The organism is Bacillus sp. ISL-46, assembly GCF_018613205.1.
The window spans coordinates 1-20293 of the sequence record NZ_JAGGQR010000012.1 but is presented as its reverse complement, the minus strand read 5'-3'; the positions used below and the strand labels follow the sequence as shown (position 1 = coordinate 20293).

Sequence of the window (20293 nt, the reverse complement as noted above, 5' to 3'; positions counted from 1 at the left end):
GCTCACCTCTTTCTATTGTTTTTCACTTTCAATTATTGCTCCAGGAGTTTGGACAATGATGTCTGCTTGAACTTTAATGGTGCTTGTGGAAAAGTAATTTTTCCCATCATCCCAGTCTTGTTTGATTCGTTTCCATGTGTTATAATCTTCCCGTTGAAGATAACCACCTAACCCAAGAGCGTCAACTCTTAAATCTTCTTGAAACGTTTTAATTGTTTTGGATACTTTTCGTTCAATTTCTTTTTCAACGGCTGTTTCCACTTTAGATAGGATTTTAGGATTCATGTAATCAAGAGAACCAAATGACTCTCCAATTTGTCCTTCTGCCTCAATTTTAATATGAAACTGAATGTTTTCCTTATTCTTTGACTCGACCTTTACACTGCTTTTTTCCCTTTTTATTTCATAAACAACTAGCTTATTCTCTACTTTTGTTTTCAAAATACCCCCTTTATAGTCACCTGTTATCAAATTTAAACCTTCAGTGATATCACCGTTAATAAAGCCGATCATTTGATTATTATGACCATGAAAGACGGCTGCCCCTGCTATGTTTATCTTTTGATTATCCATTTTTATTTTAGGAACGACAAAGCTTGTTTTATCTATTAAACGTTCATGAATGCTGCCGATTCGTTTTTCAGGAAGAATCCTTGCGTTTTTAAATGAATTTTCAGCAATTGAATCAATATGCATGACCGGAAGATTTTCAGGTGTTGGTTGAATACCCAAAATAGGACCTGCTTCCCCTTCTGCAATCATAACTTTTATTCCTCTTCGTGTTTCACTATCTCGCAGGAAAAAATCAAGGACATTACCTAATGCTTTTGGTATTTTAGCGACATTTTCTGATACGATAATGGTTTGCAAATGTTCATTGAATGGTGTTCGACTCGTTTCTTCTGCTAAATGGCGCGATTGCCCCGATATAGTCTCATCCTCGATTACTAAATTATTATACGCCTTCTGTGAAGTGCCGCCTTGGCCGCCTTGGCCTGAATCTCCCTGGGATAATCCAGAGGGAACGACGAATTGATAGGTTCCTTTATAACGATATTCTCCTTCTGATTCATCTAATTTCTCATCTGTTTCCTCAGCTAAATCAATGGCTAATCCAATAATAAAGCCACGATCTTCAATTTCCACGTGATCCCAACACCCGGTAAGGAAAACAGAAAATACTCCTAATAGGGTTATGCATAACTTGAATCTACTCATTTCCCTTGATTCCCCTGACTTTCGCTAGTATTAGTAAAACTGTTGGAATCAAAACTCCCAGTCCGAAGACAGAGTAACTTAAGTACCTGCCTAGTACAGTCACCTCTATTAGATTTATGGGAAACATGGCGATTAGGTAAATAAAAGGTGTTAGAAGAAAAATAAATGTTCTTTTTTTTACTTTTTGAAAGAGGGAACTGAAGGCCATTAAACTTACATCGAGGCATAAGGATGCCGTATTAAAAATAGTCATAATCCAAATCATAAAAAATAACGATTCAATACGCCCAAAAAAGCCTCCTGGTACCTCTGCTTCTTTAGCAAGTTCAATCGTGGGATAAACGAGCGTTGCAGTTGTTTCTGCAGTGAAAACACCAATGGCCATCACATATATAAGTAGGTATAGAACTAACGGAATACCTGCACCAATCATGGCATATTTTGTCACTCCTTTCGATCTGTTCACAAATGCAACATAAAAGAGAAGAATGTCAGAACCAATAAGAGAAAAAAAACTTTCTTTGCTGCCTTTCCAATAGCCCTCCCAGCTTGTGGTGAACAAGGGAGATAGATTCTTAGGTTCAAAATTGGGGATATTCATCCCCAATACCAATAAAGCAATGAAAAGAATAATGGGAAAGAACAACAAATTTAACCGTATGACACCAACCCGAGAACCTGAAACCGCATAAACTATGACAAGTAGAAACAGTAACGCAATGATTTCTACTGGTGTCCGGGCCAATAAGTATTGTTTAGTAATGATTGCAACAAATCTTGTCTGATAGGCAGCACTTACCATATAATAAATAGCAAAGCATATGGTGATCAGTGCAGCTACAGGTTTTGAACAAATCGCAGAGGCATACGTAAAAAATGTCTGGTTCGGAAAACGTAAGGCGAGTTTTGTGCTGATCCATGTAATGAAAATGATGAAAATACCCGTTATCACTAAAGAAATCCAGCCATCAAAGAAATTCGTTGTCCCTGCCAATGTGCGTGGAATGGAAAGTACCCCTATCGCAATCGTATACGAAGCCACCATGAAGAGAATTTCTAGTTCTCTAATTTCCTCATCTCCATATTCAAAGGGCTTCACGATGAGTGTCCTCCTTTCTTCATCCCCATTCGTTTTTCATCTTCTGTTTGCAGATAGTTAGGGCGTCTTGTCAGCATAGTGATCGGGAAACGAAGAACAAGGTCTTTCCAGTCGCGGCCAAAGCTTGGGGCAAAGGGAGTTGTATAGGGGACACCCAAACTTTTTAAATTCACCAAATGGATATTAACTACAATGTAAGCCAGAATAATACCATACAATCCAAAAAGACCCGCCGCTCCCATAAAACCAAAACGGATAATTCGAAAAGCAAGTGCCGTACTATAACCGGGCATAGAAAAAGAAGAAACAGCTGTAACCGCGACTATTATGACCATAACCGGGCTCACAATCCCTGCAGAGACGGCAGCTTGACCAATAACCAGCCCCCCAACAATTCCAATCGTTTGTCCAATCGGTTTTGGCAAGCGGATCCCGGCTTCACGTAGTAATTCCATAGTCGTTTCCATTAATAATGCTTCAATAAAAACCGGAAAAGGAACCCCCTCCCTGGTCGCAGCAATGGAAAATGCTAATTTAGACGGTATCATTCCAGGATGATACGAAACGAGCGCAATGTATAAAGCGGGTAAAAAAACAGCAATAAAGGCTCCGAGATATCGCAATATACGAACTAAGGACCCCACAATCCATCGTTCATAATAGTCTTCCTGGGACTGGAGCGTATTTCCGAAAGTCATGGGTGCGATTAAAACGAAAGGTGTTCCATCTAACAAAATCGCCACTTTCCCTTGTAAAACAGCCCCCACTACTTTATCCGGTCTTTCTGTATGATCTATTTGTGGAAACGGTGATAGAAAGTTATCTTCAATCCATTGCTCGATGTAGCCTGTTTCCAGGGCGTCATCCATATCAATTGATGCCAATCTTTGATTGACTTCTTTCACAATATACGGATTCACGATTCCGTCGACATAGACGAGAACAAGGTCTTTTTTTGAACGTCTTCCTATCTTGTACGATTTGAAACGCAAATTCGGATCCCGAATAGATCTTCTAATCAGCATCGTATTGGTTCTCAGATTCTCAATGAACCCGTCTCTCGGCCCGCGAATCACTGCCTCTGTAATTGGTTCTTCAATACTTCGGTTTTCCCAACCTTTACTACCAATTGTTAATGCTTGGTCCGTACCATCTACGTAGAGTACGGTGTCTCCAGAAAGTATAGAATATAAGATTTCATCTGATGATGTGGTTCTTTTTCCTTCACCAACGGAGAGAACTTTGTTATATAATTGATCGACAAGATGAACGGCCTTGTCCGATAATTCTTTTTCACTTACTACAGATTCAATTTGAATGTTTTTTATGATTTGATCGTTGATTACCATTTTGTCGGCTAAACCATCCAGATACACGATGGCACATCGATGATGGGTATTCCCTATAGTAAATTCCCTCGTAATGAGATCACTTGGTTTATCTAACATCGCTTTTATGTTATAAAGATTTTCATCAAGATTGGAAAACAATTGAAGAGAAAAATCTTCTTGTTCTTCCTGTATTGACTGAAACGATTGTTTTCCGGTCTTTTTTAGTTTAAAAAAGGAATTTGAATCCAAATTATTATCCTTCCTTCGTCTTCAATGGATGTTTCTGCTATAATTTTTCTTTCATTAATTTTATGACTAAACCCTTCTCTAAAAAATTAATGATAGGGTTAGATACTCAAAAAGATTATTCTTTAATAGATTCTTTATGTTTTATGAAATGTAAACCCTTTCCTTTAACAAAACATAACGGATTGTTCTTTTATTCAAAAAAGGGTTTTCTTTAAATATTCATAAACTTTGGTGAACTCTCTTAATTTAAGTTATTGAGGAAGAGTACCTTTCTATAAATAGTTATCGTTTAACTTTTACGGTCGTATTTATATACCATCTGTTATAAAAACATCTTTGCCAAAAAACATAAACTTATACCCTTGTAAAGCAGTAACTGAAGAGTCAAGAAAGAAAGAAAGAAAGAAAGAAAGAAAGAATATACTATCAAGTGCGTTAACAAGGCAAATTCGTTCTCTTAACAATATCGCATAACAAGACCGCTGCATGATAAAGATGCAAGTTCATTTCATATTAGGATTTAAATAATTTGAAACAGCAGTTTATATATTAAATCGCAGTGCAGCCATGCACTTGATCAATCGAGTAAGAGGAGTTGGCGAGCCTATGATCTCTCACAACACAGTTTTGGCATACGGGGGTTCAAGTAAGTTTGACGTAGAAATTCATATCACTGATATTAACTTTTCAATCTTCGGCTGCTCTAATAGGAGCGGCTGAATATGCCCGGCATGGTTACATAAAAAGGACAGGTTCAACAAAAAAGGTGAAGTCTGGCCAAAACCAGGGTGAGATCTATCAGAGAACTCTTTGAATTGGTCGGGGATCGTACAAAACCGTCGGGCAGTAACAGTGGAGATTTATTTTCTTCGTTACGTTACCTATTAAGTAATTGAAGCAGAAAAGCAGATATATTAATTAACGGTGAAACCAAAACGAAGGGCTATGTATTTACGAGTTCTTACGATGTCAAAGGCTATAAAAATGTGAACATAACGGATGGGAAACTTGACCTCACTGTTCGCAGGGTAGCTGGTTCACCTGATCCTCAAATCAGCTGGATTATGATTGTGGAAGAAGATACAACATCTCCTGTAATCACAGTAACTGGTAATAAGGAAAGTTATTCTGTTGATTCAAACATATCTATCACTTGCAGTGCAATTGATGATTTGTCTGGAATTGCTTCTGTCGAATGCCCGTCTATAGAAGGGCCGGCATATGAATATAGTGTAGGAGTAAATAAATTCACAGCCAAAGCTATTGATCATTCAGGTAATGCAGCAGAATTAGAATTTCAATTTACGGTAACTGTGGACTTTGATAGTTTAAGCCGATTAACCGAATCTTTTGTAACGAAGACGGGTGTTGCTCATTCGCTGGCTACCAAACTTAATGGAGCAAAAGAAGCAGCAGCGAAAGGTAATCAGAATGCCTTAGAAGGTAAACTTAAAGCGTATGTAAATGAGTTATCTGCTCAAAGTGATAAGTCACTTACGAAAGAAAAGGCAAATCTTTTAATTTCTTTGTCGGGAAATTTGTGAAATGAAGTAAATGTTACTTGAACATAAAAAGTGTCAGGCACGATCAAATCTAGATGGTACCTGACACTTTTTTAGTTGTGATTTTTTAAATTTGGGTGTCTGTCATCGCCCGATAATTGCACCGATAATGATTAATAAAATAAACAACACGATGATAATGATAAAACTTCCCCACCCACGAACATTAACACATTGTCCCTGAAAAGGAGTCGCAAAGCCGTAAGACATTGGAGCCTGGGGAATAGCATTAGAGTAATCACTAAGATTAGGGATTGCGTTATTATACATTCAAACACTACCTTTCGATTGTATGGAGAGTAATTAGGCTAACACCCTTTATAATATACTTAGAGATGAAATTGGAGCCAGTATATATAAAATTTTAGAGGCAGAGCCAGTCATCGTCCGAGTTTCGTAGATTTTTGTCGAAATAAAAAAAGTGCAGCCACCCTTCAACGAGTGTATGGAGACTACACTTTTCTTGAAGATTTTACAAAGGTAATTAATTGTGCCTAGTAATTTATGAATTTGAGTCCTTTCTATAAAAAGAAAGTTTTTTCATAAAAATGATGATCTGTTCCATATCCTCATCAAGGTCATATAATTCAAAAGTGAAAGCGATTGAAATCGTCAACATTCATTGAGATATATTTAACAATTAGCATGGAAAAACAGTTAGGATTATCACCTTTCTTTTCTTATTAGGATTAGTAATTCCCCATTTATTTTCATCTGTTATCCACTGCTTATTTTTTAAATCAAATGATTTATTATCATCGTGGAAAACAACGAATGATGGTAAGTTTTTTCAACAGGAATTAGTCCAGAGTTTCTTGAATATATGTAGGTAAAAAGTGTAAATGGAGAGATAATTATGGCTTTTGTTGCGATCTATACTGTCGGTAGACTAAAACATCCGTATGAGCATCCTGCCTCTCGTGAGTTTTTTGAGGTGGGATACGAAGTGTTTCGCCAGGCTGCTAAGTCAGGGCATCTTATAGAGGAGTTTTCACCTAATGGAGTGCCATTCCCTGAGGAAGTTATCCAAGGGGAGGGTGTACCTATTCTTACACTAACGGTATGGAAAAGCCTTCAATCTTTATATCGTTTTACGTATTCAGGTCAACACAAGCAAGCCATACGAGACAGGAACAAGTGGATTGAAACTCATCAAGAGAAACAACCTACATATGTGGTGTGGTGGACGGAAAAGGTGAAGGATGTATCCTGGGAGGAGGCATTCAAGAGATACAACTATTATATTCAGCATGGACCCACTCCTTTTGCGTTTGACTATAAGCACGCATTTGATGAAGTAGGAGAGACGTTCTTGGTTAAATAGAATGTACTGATTATAAAAACAGATCACCTTCAATTGGGTGATAATAATTACTAGTATCTGTTTTTATATCTTTTGTATCCAGGAATGAAAAAATTGTTTTTACAAAAAATAATAAAGCAACAGGTCATTAACTAGGAGGTAAGACAATGCCTAACGTTGAAGTATCTTGTGCGATTTCCAACTGTTCGTTTTATGGACAAGGAAATGTTTGTACTGCGGAAAAAATTATGGTTGAACTAGATAACCATGCAAGGTATGATACAGAAATGTCTGCCGAATTAGGTGAAAAGAATCATATAGATACTGCAGGTACTTCAGCAGAAACCTGTTGTAAAACCTTTAAACCTAAACGCAGATCTTAGATAAACGATATACCGGTGGATTGCATTTTTTCGGAAAATGCTTTCCACAGGTTTTCACCTAATTAAACGCTATCTTCCTTATAGTAACAGGGGTATCCTTGTATGCCTGTAAGATGCCATGTTCCTCTATTTGGTCTTTTCTTACAGCCCTATAAGGCAGTTTTACTTCTAATTCACCTTTCAGAGGGGAGAAGGAGAGCGAAACCGTTTCTTGGTTTTTCCAATGAGCATCGATGGGTTTGTCCGTAACAAAAGGAAATAACTGTGGAAATCCATTTCGAAAAAAGGGATGTATCCTTTTATTATCTCCAGGTTCATTTAAACAAATATACAGGGAAAGATAATCACAAAATTTTAACAGATCTAAGTGGTACATTAAAATTTCATTCTTATTCTCGTTTCCCACTATTTGCAATCCCTTTAAAAGCTGCTCCTGTCTTTGCTTTTCTTCATTCCAAAATTCCCTGACTGCGGGCTCTGTAGCATCCTGGATGAATGATGAATAGTGTAAACTGCATAAAAGTCCAGCATACTTGCTCATTTTTTCAACTTCATTCAATCCCTTTTTATAAAAAGAAATTTTAAGCACTATCGGGTAGTCGATAAAAGAGTACGGCATCTCCGTTTTATCATTCCATACAGGAGACGTATCCAGTTCTATCCAGCCTCTGTCATGTTCTTGGATCGCCAGTTGCACTTCTTGGGTTCGTGTATGATCAAAAAAATAATCATCTTTACAGTTTCGGGCGATTTCCCCTGCAATTTTGGCGTGATCATTCTGAGTTACCATAAAATAGCTTTGTTCTCTTTCCGTTATAATCATTTTCGTTAATCCTTTCTTTGCAAAACTACACCAGTTTGTATTTCTCTTGTTTTTATATTTACCACTTATCCAGCAAATTTAATCAATTGACTTAGTATAAATAGACATTTTGTATTCTTTCCTTTTTACTTACAAGAATCTCCTATGAAAATTTTATTTTAAAAGATAACTCAATTTAAAAAACTCTGTTCGTTTTGCGTGTTAAATGGATTCGTTACAATCCCATTTAGAACAGATAGATAGTAATATCCAGCAATGTCTATATTTTTAGGAATGGTATTGCTAGTATAGATAAACTAGCAAAACTAACATAACAATGTCTAAACGAGCACCAAAAGCGAATGGAAGGAAGCCAGTGTGCAGTAAGGGAACCTTTGTTAATAGAATGGCTGCGATCATAATACCAATTAAAGGTACCACTGCATTTTTAACAGCTTTATTAACCAATAGTAGAATTCCGCAAACTATTTCTAGTAAAATGATAATCTTTAACATCATGTGGGAATAGGGCAGTCCTAATCCAAGAAAATGATTCGCTACTTCGGTACTCATTAATTTCATAAGTGCCGAGGTAATAAAAACATAGGCAACAGTAATTCTAATAAGTTTATTTGGATATAAAATAAAAATCCCCCCTTTGTATATCTTTATGCAAGAAGAGGGACAGACCATTACAAAAAACTAACATACAGTAAAACTGATTGAAATTAAAAATCTTCCATAGTTGTGCCTTTTTGCACGCAAAACTTCCGATTATCCTCTATAAAAACAGTCCCTGTGGAACCTAGAATCCAAATCCAAAATTACATTATTGTGTAATTAAATTTTAATATCTATTGTTGCGTTCAAAGTGTATTAAATATATAATACAATTCATAAGGTGTATTATATGGTTAATACATTCTAAGTGTGTAGCAGATTTGTAATTAATGATAAATTATGAATAATCATTTATTGCTAATACTTATTTTATACAGCTCTGATGCTTAAAACACCATATTGCATTGCTCCTTTAGCCTATTTTTTCTTTTTATTGTATTATGCACTTAATACAGATAGTGTAAATGCAGCTTATGTTTAAACACATTTTATTTTGAACAATGTCTAATCAGGTTAATGCATGAGTTTTTTTGGAATCTGGTTTCTTTTTATAGCATTTTTATTTTTGTTATTACTGTATTAACCTAATAATACAACGGATATGAAAACATTATGTTTTTAGGAGTTGGGTCTATGGATGTAAAGTTTAACAATAGGGATCCTGTTTATGTACAAGTGATCCGGCATTTTAAAGAACAAATTGCAACAGGTTATTTCGAACCAGGTCAAGAGATTCCATCAAGAAGGGAACTAGCGAATAAGCTGAAAATTAATCCGAATACAGCGCAGCGAGCGTATAAAGAAATGGAGGAACAAGGGTTGATTTTTACGGAAGGGAATTTGCCTAGCCGCATTACGAAAGATGAGCAGGTGTTGAAAATGGTACGAGAGGAATTGATTTTAGAGGCAGTTGATGCATTCGTTCATTCAGTTTGGGCAATCAATGTACCTTTACATGAGGCCTTGAATTTAGTAAAGAGCAAGTATGAAAGGGAAATGAATGAATAGGGGGGATTTATGTGATAGAAGTAAAAGATGTAACTAAAAAATTTGGTAGGAAAAAAGTGTTAAAAGGAGTTTCATTTACTGCTGAAAAAGGGAAGATTACTTGTTTAATTGGCATTAATGGTGTGGGGAAGACAACCATTATGAAGGCCATCATGGCATTAACCCCAATTAATAGTGGTGAAATTATTATTGATGGAGAAAAAATTCATAAAGGGAGTTATGAAAAAATGACCTTTATCCCTGATGCCATAACGATGCTTCCCCAAATGAAAATAGGAGATGCTTTTACCTTTATGGCTGATTTTTACGATTGTTGGAATCAGGAAAGGGCAAGCGAACTTCTTCAATTTTTCAAGCTCAAAGAAAGTGATCGAATTTCTGAACTCTCGAAAGGCAATACCGCAAAAGTGAACCTTTTGCTAGGTTTAGCAATGGATGTAGAATATGTTTTAATGGACGAACCCTTTTCAGGGATTGATATATTTAGTCGTGAGCAAATTGCGGATGTATTTTCCAGCCATCTAATCGAGAACCGTGGTGTCATCATTACGACACATGAAATTAATGATATCGAACATCTAATTGATAAAGTGGTGTTACTAGATAATGGGGTAGTGTTAAAAGAATTCGATGCAGAAGAGGTCAGAGAAAGTGAAGGAAAATCGGTAATCGATGTCATGAGAGAGGTGTATAAAGCATGAGTCGTTATTTGAAGTTAGTCAATTTCGAGTTTAATCGTTTTTGGAAACTATATATCGTTTTAATTGGAGTTACGATTTTTTCCCAACTAATTGGCGTGATTGTTGAATCACGAACCTATGTAAATCAAGCAAATCAAATGATTTACGAGGAATTAATACCGATGAGTGAATTTATCGAACAAAATGGCACCCTATCCTTTTATAATATTTCTCAGACTCTTTGGTTTATGGGACCGATTGGACTTTGTTTGGTGGTATTAATCATTTATGTTTTTTTTATCTGGTATCGTGATTGGCTTGGGAAAAATACATTTATTTATCGTTTGTTAATGTTGCCGACTGCTCGAATTCATGTTTATTTAGCAAAAGCGACAACGATTTTACTATTTACTTTAGGGCTTGTTGCCTTGCAGCTAATATTATTACCCATCGAAAATCAAGTGTTACTGCGGATCGTTCCGAATGAGTTGCGTACCAATCTCTCAGTTTATGAAATGATTAAGGTTCCTGATTTGATGATTATGTTTCCAAATACTTTTATTGAATTTATTCTATATTATGTCGGTGGAATGGCTGCTGTATTTATTGTTTTTACGGCTATTTTGTTTGAACGTTCTTTTCGTATGAAAGGGGTGTTCTACGGCATTCTCTATAGCGCCGCTTCTATTGTAATTTTTTTAGCTCCCATTTTAGTAGATGAATTTATTCTAAACAATTACTTTTACCCACTGGAACTATTTTTCATGGAATTAGGAACAGGTTTCATTGTTTTGACTGGTGCCATATGGACGGGCAATTTCCTCATAACGAAAAAAGTAAGGGTTTAAAAGGAGGGCGTACAAATGAAACGATATTGGAAAATCATCTCACTTTGTATCGTTACGGTGATGGTTATTGGAACTTTTTATATACAATCTAGTTTGGCTGCCAATGAGAATGCTAAAATTGAATTTGAAAAAGTAAGTGGTAAGGAAGATGAAGTGAAAAATTTAATCTTTTACGGTGACTATGTTGTTGGTAACCTGAATCAATCCTTACAAATCACAAGTAAAGAAACAATCAATCTAACTAATCAATCTCTAATTCAAGAACTAACAAAGAATAACACCGTGCCTGTATTAAAAAAATTAATAGACCAGTACCGGACTTTTATGCGCGGTAAGGAATTCACGCCCAATAACTTTTATGAAGATGAAAATCTAGTAGTCTATGCCAGCATAAAAGCGAAGGATTCTAGACATTCCTCTTTTGATATTAACCTATTAAATAAAAAATCAGAAGAAACTACTTCGATTCAGTTAGCTGTGCCGAAAAGAGAAAATTACGGTTGGATGGAGGTTGTCGATGTCCAAGTCATAGATGGTAACTTAAAGGTCATCACACGGGGGTTTCGGACAGAGGGCGGAAATGATCTGAATGTATACACAATTAACATAGATGAACAAAAATTAGTTAATGATGAAATAATTCATTCGGCCTCATCGGTAGAGAATGGGTGGTCAGATATTATCATTATCAATGATTATAATTCTATTCAATCAGAAAAATATCTTTTGTTTAAGACTGAGGCTTATGAAGATAAACAGGTTCAAGCTGAGGGCGAAATGGAATTGGACGGTGAACCGAAATTAGTCGCCAATGAAGTCATGGTGTACGATATAGAAAATAATAAGTCGAAAAAATTAGTTGTTCCTGATGAAATACGTGGAACTATAGGTGATTTCTCTGCTATCTTTCATTCTACTATCTTTATACCATCTCAGTCAGAGAGTGGTTTTGAAGTGAACAAGTATGATATCGAAAAGGAGAAATGGGGCAAAAAACTGACATTTGATTTATTACATAATAAGGAAGATGAAGGTGCCCCCTATATAAAATTAATGAATGGAAAAATATATATCATTCATTCAACAAATAATGGACATACCATTTTCATTCGTGATTTAAAAACAGGAAAATCATTATATGAAGGAGAACTAAAAGTGAAAAACACAAGAGAAGGTCAAAATGATTTTCTCTTTCAAATTAGTGAAATAGAGTCTGTTCAATAAAATGAGCTTGAGGATAATTCCCTCAAGCTTCGATTTTTTTGTCCTATTTTAATCCCTGCTTTATCAATCTTAATAGCAAAAGGACTATTCGCGTAAATAGCCCTTTTGTGTAATCTATTAATTCTTTTTAAAGATCTTAATCTCGCAATCTGTCAATGACCGTACATTCCCTTGCACCTCTGCGGATTAATCGACGTGCAGCTGCTAATGGGATTTCGACAAGAACTGCTTCGTCCGTGTTGTTTTCTACATCAAACACTGCAAATGCCTCTCCATCTACAATCAAGATACAAATAAATTCTACTTCTACATCATCCGATCTCGGAACGCGGGTTGTAATTTCACAACGATTGACTCCTGCATCCAACAATGTCCTGGCCTCTTGTCGTGATATACGAATAAACACGAATTCCTCGAATGCAACATTACCTGCTTCTACTTCGATTTCTACTAATAGAAAAAAGCGATTTCTGATTTGTACAATACAATTTGCTCCAATTGAAATAACGTCCTCTATACTCATAAAATTTCACCTCCCTTTCTACATTAAATGTAGGAGTAAATTGGGAGGTGTGGACAAATTGTATTAATAGTTTATATTTTTTTTCTCTTTTTATGGCTTATGGAGGGAATGATTTGCTTTAATGTATCTACCTACCCATTAACGACTTTTCCACCATTTATATGCAGAATTTGTCCAGAAACATAGGATGAATCTGAATTTGATGCAAGGTAGACATACGCAGGAGCAACCTCTTCCGGTTGTCCAGGGCGCTTCATCGGTGTATCCTGTCCAAATTTACTTACTTCTTCCGCGGTAAAAGTAGAAGGGATAAGTGGTGCCCAAATAGGTCCTGGAGCGACTCCATTTACTCTGATTCCTTTTTCGGCAAGCTGATGGGCAAGAGACCGTGTAAAGGTTGTAATTGCACCTTTAGTAGAAGAATAGTCAAGCAGCTTTGGATGTCCTTGATAGGCAGTGATAGATGTTGTATTAATAATCGCACTTCCTTGCTTAAGGTGAGGCAACGCGGATCTTGTTAAATGGAACATAGAAAAAATATTTATCCGGAATGTCTTTTCCAGTTGTTCTGTCCCTATATCCAAAATGCTTTCTTGAGGATGCTGTTCAGCCGCATTATTCACAAGTATATCAAGTCCGCCCAGCTCATCTATTGTTTGCTGTACAGCTTTTTTACAGAAGGATTCATCACCGATGTCTCCAGCAATTAATAGGCATTTTCCACCTTCCTCCTCAACCAGCTGTTTGGTTTCTTCGGCATCATTGCTTTCGTTTAAATAAATAATCGCAACATTTGCCCCCTCCTTTGCGAAAGCTATTGATACAGAACGTCCAATTCCACTGTCTCCACCGGTAATTATGGCATTCTTTCCTTGTAGCTTGTTACTTCCTTTGTAGTTCGGATTTTCCGTATCTGGAAGTGGCTTCATATCCTTCTCAATTCCTGGTTGCTGGTTTTGTTCCTGTGCGGGTAATTTGCTTGGGTACTGTTCATTGTTCATTTGTTATACCTCCAATAAATTTGGGATGTGAATACAGTACCCGTTCAACAGAGAGAATAAACCATAACAAGCAAAAATGTATAAATCCACAAACCATGTTATAAATGAACAAATGTAGAAAATTTAAATAAAATGGAAAACGAAAAATGTTAAAAAGTTCGATGGAACGGGAATGTTAATATAAGTAGAAATATCAAATGCATCTCAGATGATTATTGTTACAAAATAAGTTGTTTAAAAACTTCTTGAAACCGAACAATACTCTAATGGGGGAATGTAAAATGAAAATCCTTAAACCTGAATGGCTTTCATTAAGCAAAGAAATAAAAGTGAAGCTTATTCGTTTAGCGATATTGGAAAACCAGAGCAAATACAATAGACTATAAAAATGACAAAAGACACCAGAATAGGCTTATTCGGAATGCCAGTTGTCGACAATCGGAAACCCTACAAAAGTAGGGTTTTTTTATTTGAGAGCCGGGCAGACGTACCTTGCGCAGTTAAAATTAAAAAGCAAAAGCCAATGATGTTTTTATTCGATATAATATTGCTATTTCCTTTTGGTGTCCGTTTGAAGGAAAAATAGATTCTGATCTATTTCTAGACATGGTCGAAAGAGCTGAGGTGCTTGGAGTAGATGAAATTGTCCTTTGCGACACAATTGGAAGAGCCAATCCAAAGCAGGTTTTCGATTTGTTGAAAGTGACCGCTTTGCTGTTACCGGCAATGCCTTTTATCCAAAAGATCTTGTTAGAACAAGTCGCCTATAACATGGGGAACTGGATGATTGGAGAAGGAAGTAAGGTTAGCAAGGAAAAAATCAATTTATATGTTTGATCCAAATAACTTTGACACGTTCCATTTTCAGGGTGCTGCACTCCTTATCTTACTAGCCGTATTTGCTGTAGCATTTATAGCATTCTTATTTTCAGTTGCAGTATTCCATGCAGATATCATGTTCCTATATTTACTTTCTCCCTTAGCTTGTGTATCGGTCATTGCTGATGATAATGAATACTTGGGTGTCTGGTGGCGTGAATTACTAAGTCAGATTGTTACTATTATCGCGAAAATTTTTTTATTCGTTGTAGCTCTAAGTATTTTAATCAATGAAAATATTACGTTTCTTAATTTTGTTTTACTTATGGGATGTTGTATTCTCCTTATAAAGAGTCCATCGGTACTTAGAAATATGTGGTATTCATCGGGTTCTGGAAGAGGAATGATGGGGGCTATGGGTGGTACAACCAAACTGATAGCTAGGAGATTTCTATTAAAAAGGTAAAGAAAAAGAGACTCCGAGTCCAACAAACGGGTACTTTAGTTCAACAAGCAGTATAACAGGATCTTCGACTGGAAGATCCTTTTAAGAACAATTACATAAAACAATTTTAAGAAACTTTCTTTAATTCCTCTGTTAATCGTAGGAATTCTGCTTTATTTTTATTTTCTAAGGATAGGTCGATTTTTTTTTGAATTTTCTCTTTTCGGAAATCACGCAGGGCCTTGTCTAACACCATTTCAGCAAATAGAGAATCCATGACATTTACTTCAGGTTGTGGTGAATTAAGCAAATTCTTTTCCATAAGAAATCAACTCCTTAACCTTTTTTCTAGTATACCAACAATTTTCGGACTATTCAAATAATTAAAATTGGTAATTTGAGAGAGAACAAAAAGAAATATATTTTATCTACATATTTGGTTAAGAATCTATTCATGAGTATGGAGGAGTACATAATTGTACCGTCCTTGCAGTAAGTAGATATGTATAATTAATTATCACCTACTTACTACATTTAAAAACATTTATAACTACCGTCCATTGGTACTTTCTTCAAGATACCGGAGAATATTTTCTTTAGTGGGAATTCACAAGGAAAATAATGATGGATTTTAATCATCTTTGCGTACGATTATACCTAAACGTTCTAATTTATCTATGATCTCTTTTAAAGATTTTTGTCCTAAGTTACGTAATTTTCTTATATCTTCTTCGGACTTATTAGCTAAGTCATGAATAGTATTAATCCCATTGCGTTTGAGACTGTTGAAAGAACGAACAGAAAGGTCTAAATCCTCAATAGTTAGGTTAAGAATTTCTTTTTCTTTTGAAACTTCTTCTCTTTCCAACATAATTTGGCTATCTTGTGATTCAGGATTAAGTCCTACTAAAATAGAAAGATGTTCATTAAACATTTTTGCACTTTCAGAAAGGGCTTCACTGGGTCCTAAACTCCCATCTGTCCAAAGTTCGAAAGATAACCTTTCAAAACTATCCAATTGACCAACACGAGTGTTTTTAACTATATAACTGGCGCGTGAAACCGGTGTATAGATTGAATCGATTGGTATGACTCCTTCTTGAAGGACTTCAAGTTTGTTTAGCTCTGCTGGAACATAACCACGTCCACGTTTTGCAGTTAGGCGCATTCTAAAATGTACATTCTCTTTAAGGGTAGCAAGATGCAAATCGGGAATTAAGATCTCTACATCACTATCATGAGAAATATCAGCAGCTGTTATTGTACCGGTTCTATGTACATCAATCATCAATTCTTTCTCATCGTCAGAGAAAATATTCATAGATAATTTTTTTATGTTCAAAATGATGGTTGCTACATCTTCTTCTATCCCTTCAATAGTTGAGTATTCATTCTGTACCCCATCTATTTGTATGGAAGTGACAGCGGCACCGGGGAGTGAAGATAAAAGGATACGACGTAATGAGTTGCCAAGTGTCGTTCCAAATCCTCGCAGGAGAGGTTCAACGACAAACTTTCCGTACTTGGCATCCTCGCTAATCATAACCTTTTCAATTCTTGGCACTTCAATTTTTAACATCCGAATTATACACTCCTTTTAGTCATTAACACCAAAAACAACCTATTATATTTAGTTAATATACTCCAAGTACTATTAGGAATGCTAATTTTACAGGTAAAAAATGTATTTAACGATTGTTTTCTTGGTCTGCAGCAGGAAAGTTTGAGAGACCGTTAGTTAAGAGTGGCTGTGATGGCCGCCCTATGGATATGGCGGATTGCCTATGACCGAAGTAGGAGCATTATTGGATGAGCTGGGCCTGAATGCATCATCCAGTCATGTGGCGCTTGAAGAATTGAAAAATAATTTGACTCAAATTATTGAAGATCAGAAAATATTAAGAAGTAAGTATGTTGTTGCCCTTATATACTGCCATACCGTGAAGCGGATTACCAAGAGTGGATATTTCCATCAGTTTAACACTCCACGCCGTGAACGCCGCACTCGATTTTTGGCGGATTTTCCCTTAACCACTTATCTGTCTGCGATACATGATAAATATTGGTTTCAAATTCTTCCTTGACCTGCTCGGGGCTTTCCGTAGAAAGGGTTTCGCTGGTGTTAAATTGGTGGCAAGTCGGTAGCAGACTGGTGGCAAAACCAAACATACTGCCACCAATTACATCTGTTTAAATCATACAGGAAAAATAAAAGCCTATTATATCAATGCTTTCAAATGCAGTTAAAAATGTCTTTAAACGGCTAAAGACAATTATGAACTTTAAAGATGTAAGGTTATCAGCCCATACTTTCAGACATACCTTCGCACACAGATTCCTAATTAATGGTGGTGATGTCTTCACCTTACAAAAAATGTTACGTCACAGTTCTTTAAAGACGAGTGGAATTTACTTGGCTTTATGGGGAACTGCTTTACGAGAGCAGAATGATAAGTATAACCCGCTAAATTCTTTAGATGTTTAATATGGAAAATCGTAATCTTCAAATAGAGAGGGTTGTTTTTGATAATCTAGATTTGAGCCACTTTTCCATGATTTGATCACATAAAAAATGAGCCACATGATTTCCAATTCTATTAACCTCTCTTATGATAGGAAGTGACCAAACTTACTTCATATGAGAGGACGAAAAGGATGATCGAAATGGCTCAATTTCATAATATCAAATTCTTAAAAGAGGTTGAAGGTTTATCGCAAAGACAAATAGCGACAAAACTTGGAATATCTCGTAACACAGTAAGTAAATACCTAAAAAACAATACAGCACCGACAACAGTCTTAAGAAAAAACGTTTATGGAACAAAAGAATATGCTCCTGAAACAAAACGGGTCATTGAAAAAGATGATTTGAATACTTTTTCCTATTTAACAAATAATACATTTATTACTAGGCATTATTTGGAGGTTCTATATCATGGGTGAAAATAAAATCAATCTAACTTCGTCCGAAATAGCATCTCTTTGGACGACCTATATGAATGATAGTATGTCGATTCAATTTTTAAACTATTTTCTTAATACAGTTGAAGACTCAGAAGTAAGGTCAATTATTGAGATGGCTCTTAACATTCCATCTGGCGATTTTTCCTATTTAACTGAACTCTTTCAGCAAGAAGATTTTCCTGTTCCCAATGGGTTGTCTGACAGTGATGTTAACCTTAATGCTCCTCGTCTATATACAGATTCATTTATGCTTACATATATCAACCATATGTCTAAAGCTGGGATGCTAGGATACAGTGGTTTTTTATCCATGAGTACAAGAAGAGATATTCGCAAATTTTATAAGAATGGACTTAACAAAACCGCTGATTTATATGATGAAAGTTCGGAGGTACTTCTACAAAAAGGACTGTATGTCCGTTCGCCTTATATTGATTATCCTAAACAAAAAGATTTTGTTGACAGCAAAAGCTATTTAAGTGGATTAAATCCATTTACTAATAAACGACCATTAAATGCAATCGAAATATCACACTTAAATATGAATATTCAAAACAATGTAATCGGGGTAATATTAGCTATTAGTTTTGCCCAATCTTCCCCTAGGAAAGAAGTTCAAAAACTTATGCTTCAAGGAAAAGACATTTCTGAAAAACACGTCAAAATTTTCTCCTCTACTTTACTTGATAATAATACACAGTCGCCCGTATCTGCTGATGTATCCATAACTAACTCAACAGCCGAGGTATTTTCTGATAAATTAATAATGTTCCAAATGGGATTATTAACAGCAATGGGAACTGGTAATTATGCAACAGCCGCCGCAGCAAGTCAACGAAGTGATTTAGTTTTAAATTATGAACGCCTTTCCCTTGAGATTGCTCAGTACGCAAAGGACATTGCATATTTAATGATTCAAAATGAATGGCTAGAACAACCCCCTGGAACAATGGATAAAGTAAAATTAGCCCAACAAAAAAAGCAAAATTAAATAAAGTTTTGAAAACTAAACAAAAACAATGGTATCGCTAACATTGTTTTTTATTGTCATTTTTATCATGTGAAATTTGATTCTAATAAAAAAGGTAAGCACAATTTATATGCTTACCTTCTACAGCAATGCGGAATTAAACAACCCCTGAAACACTTAACGTTTAAGCTAAAGTTGGTGTTCTTAATGAAACAGATTTTACCTTGTGGTTTATCTTTTCAAGTAAGAAGAAAACCTTAATCAACAAAGTAAGCAGAGTTGAAAATAAGCTTTTAGGTGAAGTATTCAAAGTACATCCCTCAAGGGTCCATTTGAAATCTAAACAAACGTTTGATTAAGAAGAGAAAAGTAGAAATGAGTCGAAAATGCAAGCTTGCCAGTTTTAATACTGTTTTATGAAGATTAAGAAGAAAATCCCAATCCGCAGCGACAATCCCGTGTACCGCGACCAGCCAAGCACGGCCTTGATATGAATTTGCTCTGTAAACATCAACAGAACTTTTTGGTACAGTAATATTTATTTCATATTCCTTTAGTATGGTTAAGGGTGAATCAATAAAAGATAGGTATTGAGAGATTCTATGAACCAAGTAATACTCAAGTTCAACTGACATTATCTTGGGTTGGCAGCGATCCTATTATTTTCCGATATTCTTAATTTCTATAAGTTAGGACAGGAGGATATGGAAATCCTTATTATTCTGCAGCAGTAAAAAGCATGTTGGAGAGCTGGCACACTTTAGATATGTTAAATAATGAACATGAGTTTTGTATGTCCAATTTCAAAGATATGTTGAATCAAAACAACTAGAATGTCACTAAATGTAAAAAACTGAAGAATTAATAGTTTAACTTTTAAAAGTATAGGACTTTAAAAGGTTTTGGATGTTTTTGAAAGATTTTGAATGAAAGTGATTGATTTTTGTTAATCTCTTAGATAGAATTTAATTATAGAAATTGAAGTGATTTCTCTGGAAGAATAAGTTTAATGGATAGCTTTAAAAGTGAGATGCTGTTTTTAGGATCTAAAAACTGTGCAAACATAGGGAATTTTTAAAAAAACAGATACTTGATGAATCATATTGTTATTGAGATTTAGGAGTTGAAGACATTTGTTTATGAATACATATGTGAAATTAGGATAGTTAATATCTAGAAAAATACTTTAAAAACAATCAAAAACATTCAAAAACATTCAACAAAAAAGGGCAATACCTATATA

The 20293-nt window shown here is 35.5% G+C and carries 22 protein-coding genes and 1 pseudogene; 13 read left to right on the top strand and 10 right to left on the bottom strand.

Annotated elements, in window-relative coordinates; translation table 11 throughout:
• Window positions 1-12: 12 nt before the first annotated feature.
• Genes J7E67_RS06495 through J7E67_RS06485 form a run of 3 tightly spaced genes read right to left on the bottom strand, consistent with a single transcriptional unit; the run spans window position 13 to window position 3897 of the window.
• Complete coding sequence (locus tag J7E67_RS06495; RefSeq protein ID WP_214713912.1) at window positions 13-1218, bottom strand: Ger(x)C family spore germination protein; 1206 nt, start codon at window positions 1216-1218, stop codon at window positions 13-15.
• Window positions 1211-2317: a GerAB/ArcD/ProY family transporter gene (locus J7E67_RS06490; RefSeq protein ID WP_214713914.1), complete on the bottom strand. Its 1107-nt coding sequence runs from the start codon at window positions 2315-2317 to the stop codon at window positions 1211-1213. Before J7E67_RS06490 ends, J7E67_RS06495 begins: the two co-directional genes overlap by 8 nt.
• Complete coding sequence (locus J7E67_RS06485) at window positions 2314-3897, bottom strand: spore germination protein (protein WP_374102964.1); 1584 nt, start codon at window positions 3895-3897, stop codon at window positions 2314-2316. The genes J7E67_RS06490 and J7E67_RS06485 overlap by 4 nt, the downstream gene beginning before the upstream one ends.
• Before the next feature lie 986 nt (window positions 3898-4883).
• On the opposite strand from J7E67_RS06485, the gene J7E67_RS06480 reads away from it, so the two are divergent.
• Window positions 4884-5441 (top strand): HYR domain-containing protein, encoded by a 558-nt coding sequence (locus J7E67_RS06480; protein WP_214731272.1) that lies wholly within the window; start codon window positions 4884-4886, stop codon window positions 5439-5441.
• Between the two features lie 102 nt (window positions 5442-5543).
• Here the strand turns inward: J7E67_RS06480 and J7E67_RS06475 are convergent, their stop codons facing one another.
• Window positions 5544-5729 (bottom strand): YjcZ family sporulation protein, encoded by a 186-nt coding sequence (locus J7E67_RS06475; RefSeq protein ID WP_214713917.1) that lies wholly within the window; start codon window positions 5727-5729, stop codon window positions 5544-5546.
• A gap of 586 nt (window positions 5730-6315) precedes the next feature.
• Here J7E67_RS06475 and J7E67_RS06470 point away from each other — a divergent pair.
• Both J7E67_RS06470 and J7E67_RS06465 read left to right on the top strand, forming a co-directional pair.
• Window positions 6316-6783, top strand: a complete 468-nt coding sequence (locus J7E67_RS06470; RefSeq protein WP_214713919.1) for a DUF3291 domain-containing protein — start codon at window positions 6316-6318, stop codon at window positions 6781-6783.
• 146 nt (window positions 6784-6929) lie between these two features.
• Window positions 6930-7145: a DUF1540 domain-containing protein gene (locus tag J7E67_RS06465; protein WP_214713921.1), complete on the top strand. Its 216-nt coding sequence runs from the start codon at window positions 6930-6932 to the stop codon at window positions 7143-7145.
• A gap of 58 nt (window positions 7146-7203) precedes the next feature.
• Here the strand turns inward: J7E67_RS06465 and J7E67_RS06460 are convergent, their stop codons facing one another.
• Together J7E67_RS06460 and J7E67_RS06455 are read right to left on the bottom strand one after the other, a co-directional pair.
• Window positions 7204-7968 carry a DUF3891 family protein gene (locus J7E67_RS06460; RefSeq protein WP_214713924.1) on the bottom strand — a complete coding sequence of 255 codons (765 nt, stop codon included), beginning with the start codon at window positions 7966-7968 and terminating at the stop codon, window positions 7204-7206.
• 282 nt (window positions 7969-8250) lie between these two features.
• Complete coding sequence (locus J7E67_RS06455) at window positions 8251-8640, bottom strand: DoxX family protein (RefSeq protein WP_214731270.1); 390 nt, start codon at window positions 8638-8640, stop codon at window positions 8251-8253.
• Between the two features lie 561 nt (window positions 8641-9201).
• Here J7E67_RS06455 and J7E67_RS06450 point away from each other — a divergent pair.
• From J7E67_RS06450 to J7E67_RS06435, 4 genes are read left to right on the top strand one after another with little or no spacing between them, the layout of a single operon-like run.
• On the top strand, window positions 9202-9576 hold the full coding sequence (locus J7E67_RS06450) for a GntR family transcriptional regulator (RefSeq protein ID WP_214713928.1): 375 nt from the start codon (window positions 9202-9204) through the stop codon (window positions 9574-9576).
• A gap of 11 nt (window positions 9577-9587) precedes the next feature.
• Window positions 9588-10277: an ABC transporter ATP-binding protein gene (locus J7E67_RS06445; protein WP_214713930.1), complete on the top strand. Its 690-nt coding sequence runs from the start codon at window positions 9588-9590 to the stop codon at window positions 10275-10277.
• Complete coding sequence (locus J7E67_RS06440; protein ID WP_214713932.1) at window positions 10274-11104, top strand: hypothetical protein; 831 nt, start codon at window positions 10274-10276, stop codon at window positions 11102-11104. Before J7E67_RS06445 ends, J7E67_RS06440 begins: the two co-directional genes overlap by 4 nt.
• Window positions 11105-11119: 15 nt before the next feature.
• Window positions 11120-12328 (top strand): hypothetical protein, encoded by a 1209-nt coding sequence (locus J7E67_RS06435; protein WP_214713934.1) that lies wholly within the window; start codon window positions 11120-11122, stop codon window positions 12326-12328.
• A gap of 136 nt (window positions 12329-12464) precedes the next feature.
• Here the strand turns inward: J7E67_RS06435 and J7E67_RS06430 are convergent, their stop codons facing one another.
• Both J7E67_RS06430 and J7E67_RS06425 read right to left on the bottom strand, forming a co-directional pair.
• Entirely contained in the window at window positions 12465-12851 is a 387-nt protein-coding gene (locus tag J7E67_RS06430) for a hypothetical protein (RefSeq protein WP_214713936.1), read from the bottom strand.
• Window positions 12852-12982: 131 nt separating this feature from the next.
• A complete protein-coding gene (locus tag J7E67_RS06425) occupies window positions 12983-13852 on the bottom strand; it encodes an SDR family oxidoreductase (RefSeq protein WP_214713938.1) in 870 nt (289 codons plus the stop codon).
• Between the two features lie 624 nt (window positions 13853-14476).
• Here J7E67_RS06425 and J7E67_RS06420 point away from each other — a divergent pair.
• Both J7E67_RS06420 and J7E67_RS06415 read left to right on the top strand, forming a co-directional pair.
• Complete coding sequence (locus J7E67_RS06420; protein WP_214713940.1) at window positions 14477-14689, top strand: hypothetical protein; 213 nt, start codon at window positions 14477-14479, stop codon at window positions 14687-14689.
• A complete protein-coding gene (locus tag J7E67_RS06415; RefSeq protein ID WP_214731268.1) occupies window positions 14640-15137 on the top strand; it encodes a conjugal transfer protein TrbL family protein in 498 nt (165 codons plus the stop codon). The genes J7E67_RS06420 and J7E67_RS06415 overlap by 50 nt, the downstream gene beginning before the upstream one ends.
• Before the next feature lie 106 nt (window positions 15138-15243).
• On the opposite strand, the gene J7E67_RS06410 is transcribed toward J7E67_RS06415, so the two are convergent.
• Together J7E67_RS06410 and J7E67_RS06405 are read right to left on the bottom strand one after the other, a co-directional pair.
• Window positions 15244-15438, bottom strand: coding sequence for an IDEAL domain-containing protein (locus J7E67_RS06410; protein ID WP_214713944.1), 195 nt, complete (start codon window positions 15436-15438; stop codon window positions 15244-15246).
• Window positions 15439-15747: 309 nt separating this feature from the next.
• Window positions 15748-16695: a DNA-directed RNA polymerase subunit alpha gene (locus tag J7E67_RS06405; RefSeq protein WP_214731266.1), complete on the bottom strand. Its 948-nt coding sequence runs from the start codon at window positions 16693-16695 to the stop codon at window positions 15748-15750.
• A gap of 205 nt (window positions 16696-16900) precedes the next feature.
• On the opposite strand from J7E67_RS06405, the gene J7E67_RS06400 reads away from it, so the two are divergent.
• The 4 genes and pseudogenes from J7E67_RS06400 to J7E67_RS06385 all read left to right on the top strand — a co-directional run bounded on the left by J7E67_RS06400 (window position 16901) and on the right by J7E67_RS06385 (window position 19071).
• On the top strand, window positions 16901-17200 hold the full coding sequence (locus J7E67_RS06400) for a hypothetical protein (protein ID WP_214731264.1): 300 nt from the start codon (window positions 16901-16903) through the stop codon (window positions 17198-17200).
• Between the two features lie 152 nt (window positions 17201-17352).
• A pseudogene (locus tag J7E67_RS06395) lies at window positions 17353-17601 on the top strand (tyrosine-type recombinase/integrase); the annotation flags it as partial.
• Window positions 17602-17780: 179 nt separating this feature from the next.
• Window positions 17781-18059 carry a helix-turn-helix domain-containing protein gene (locus J7E67_RS06390; protein WP_251026602.1) on the top strand — a complete coding sequence of 93 codons (279 nt, stop codon included), beginning with the start codon at window positions 17781-17783 and terminating at the stop codon, window positions 18057-18059.
• Complete coding sequence (locus J7E67_RS06385; RefSeq protein ID WP_214713952.1) at window positions 18052-19071, top strand: DUF3231 family protein; 1020 nt, start codon at window positions 18052-18054, stop codon at window positions 19069-19071. The genes J7E67_RS06390 and J7E67_RS06385 overlap by 8 nt, the downstream gene beginning before the upstream one ends.
• Window positions 19072-20293 lie beyond the last annotated feature (1222 nt).

Excerpts from the sequence above, each read along its gene's own strand:
- J7E67_RS06470 (WP_214713919.1), top strand. The coding sequence starts at position 6,316 with ATGGCTTTTGTTGCGATCTATACTGTCGGTAGACTAAAACATCCGTAT.
- J7E67_RS06495 (WP_214713912.1), bottom strand. The coding sequence starts at position 1,218 with ATGAGTAGATTCAAGTTATGCATAACCCTATTAGGAGTATTTTCTGTT.
- J7E67_RS06385 (WP_214713952.1), top strand. The coding sequence starts at position 18,052 with ATGGGTGAAAATAAAATCAATCTAACTTCGTCCGAAATAGCATCTCTT.
- J7E67_RS06390 (WP_251026602.1), top strand. The coding sequence starts at position 17,781 with ATGGCTCAATTTCATAATATCAAATTCTTAAAAGAGGTTGAAGGTTTA.
- J7E67_RS06455 (WP_214731270.1), bottom strand. The coding sequence starts at position 8,640 with ATGGTCTGTCCCTCTTCTTGCATAAAGATATACAAAGGGGGGATTTTT.
- J7E67_RS06460 (WP_214713924.1), bottom strand. The coding sequence starts at position 7,968 with ATGATTATAACGGAAAGAGAACAAAGCTATTTTATGGTAACTCAGAAT.
- J7E67_RS06430 (WP_214713936.1), bottom strand. The coding sequence starts at position 12,851 with ATGAGTATAGAGGACGTTATTTCAATTGGAGCAAATTGTATTGTACAA.
- J7E67_RS06440 (WP_214713932.1), top strand. The coding sequence starts at position 10,274 with ATGAGTCGTTATTTGAAGTTAGTCAATTTCGAGTTTAATCGTTTTTGG.
- J7E67_RS06465 (WP_214713921.1), top strand. The coding sequence starts at position 6,930 with ATGCCTAACGTTGAAGTATCTTGTGCGATTTCCAACTGTTCGTTTTAT.
- J7E67_RS06435 (WP_214713934.1), top strand. The coding sequence starts at position 11,120 with ATGAAACGATATTGGAAAATCATCTCACTTTGTATCGTTACGGTGATG.
- J7E67_RS06405 (WP_214731266.1), bottom strand. The coding sequence starts at position 16,695 with ATGTTAAAAATTGAAGTGCCAAGAATTGAAAAGGTTATGATTAGCGAG.
- J7E67_RS06475 (WP_214713917.1), bottom strand. The coding sequence starts at position 5,729 with ATGTATAATAACGCAATCCCTAATCTTAGTGATTACTCTAATGCTATT.
- J7E67_RS06450 (WP_214713928.1), top strand. The coding sequence starts at position 9,202 with ATGGATGTAAAGTTTAACAATAGGGATCCTGTTTATGTACAAGTGATC.
- J7E67_RS06410 (WP_214713944.1), bottom strand. The coding sequence starts at position 15,438 with ATGGAAAAGAATTTGCTTAATTCACCACAACCTGAAGTAAATGTCATG.
- J7E67_RS06400 (WP_214731264.1), top strand. The coding sequence starts at position 16,901 with ATGACCGAAGTAGGAGCATTATTGGATGAGCTGGGCCTGAATGCATCA.
- J7E67_RS06425 (WP_214713938.1), bottom strand. The coding sequence starts at position 13,852 with ATGAACAATGAACAGTACCCAAGCAAATTACCCGCACAGGAACAAAAC.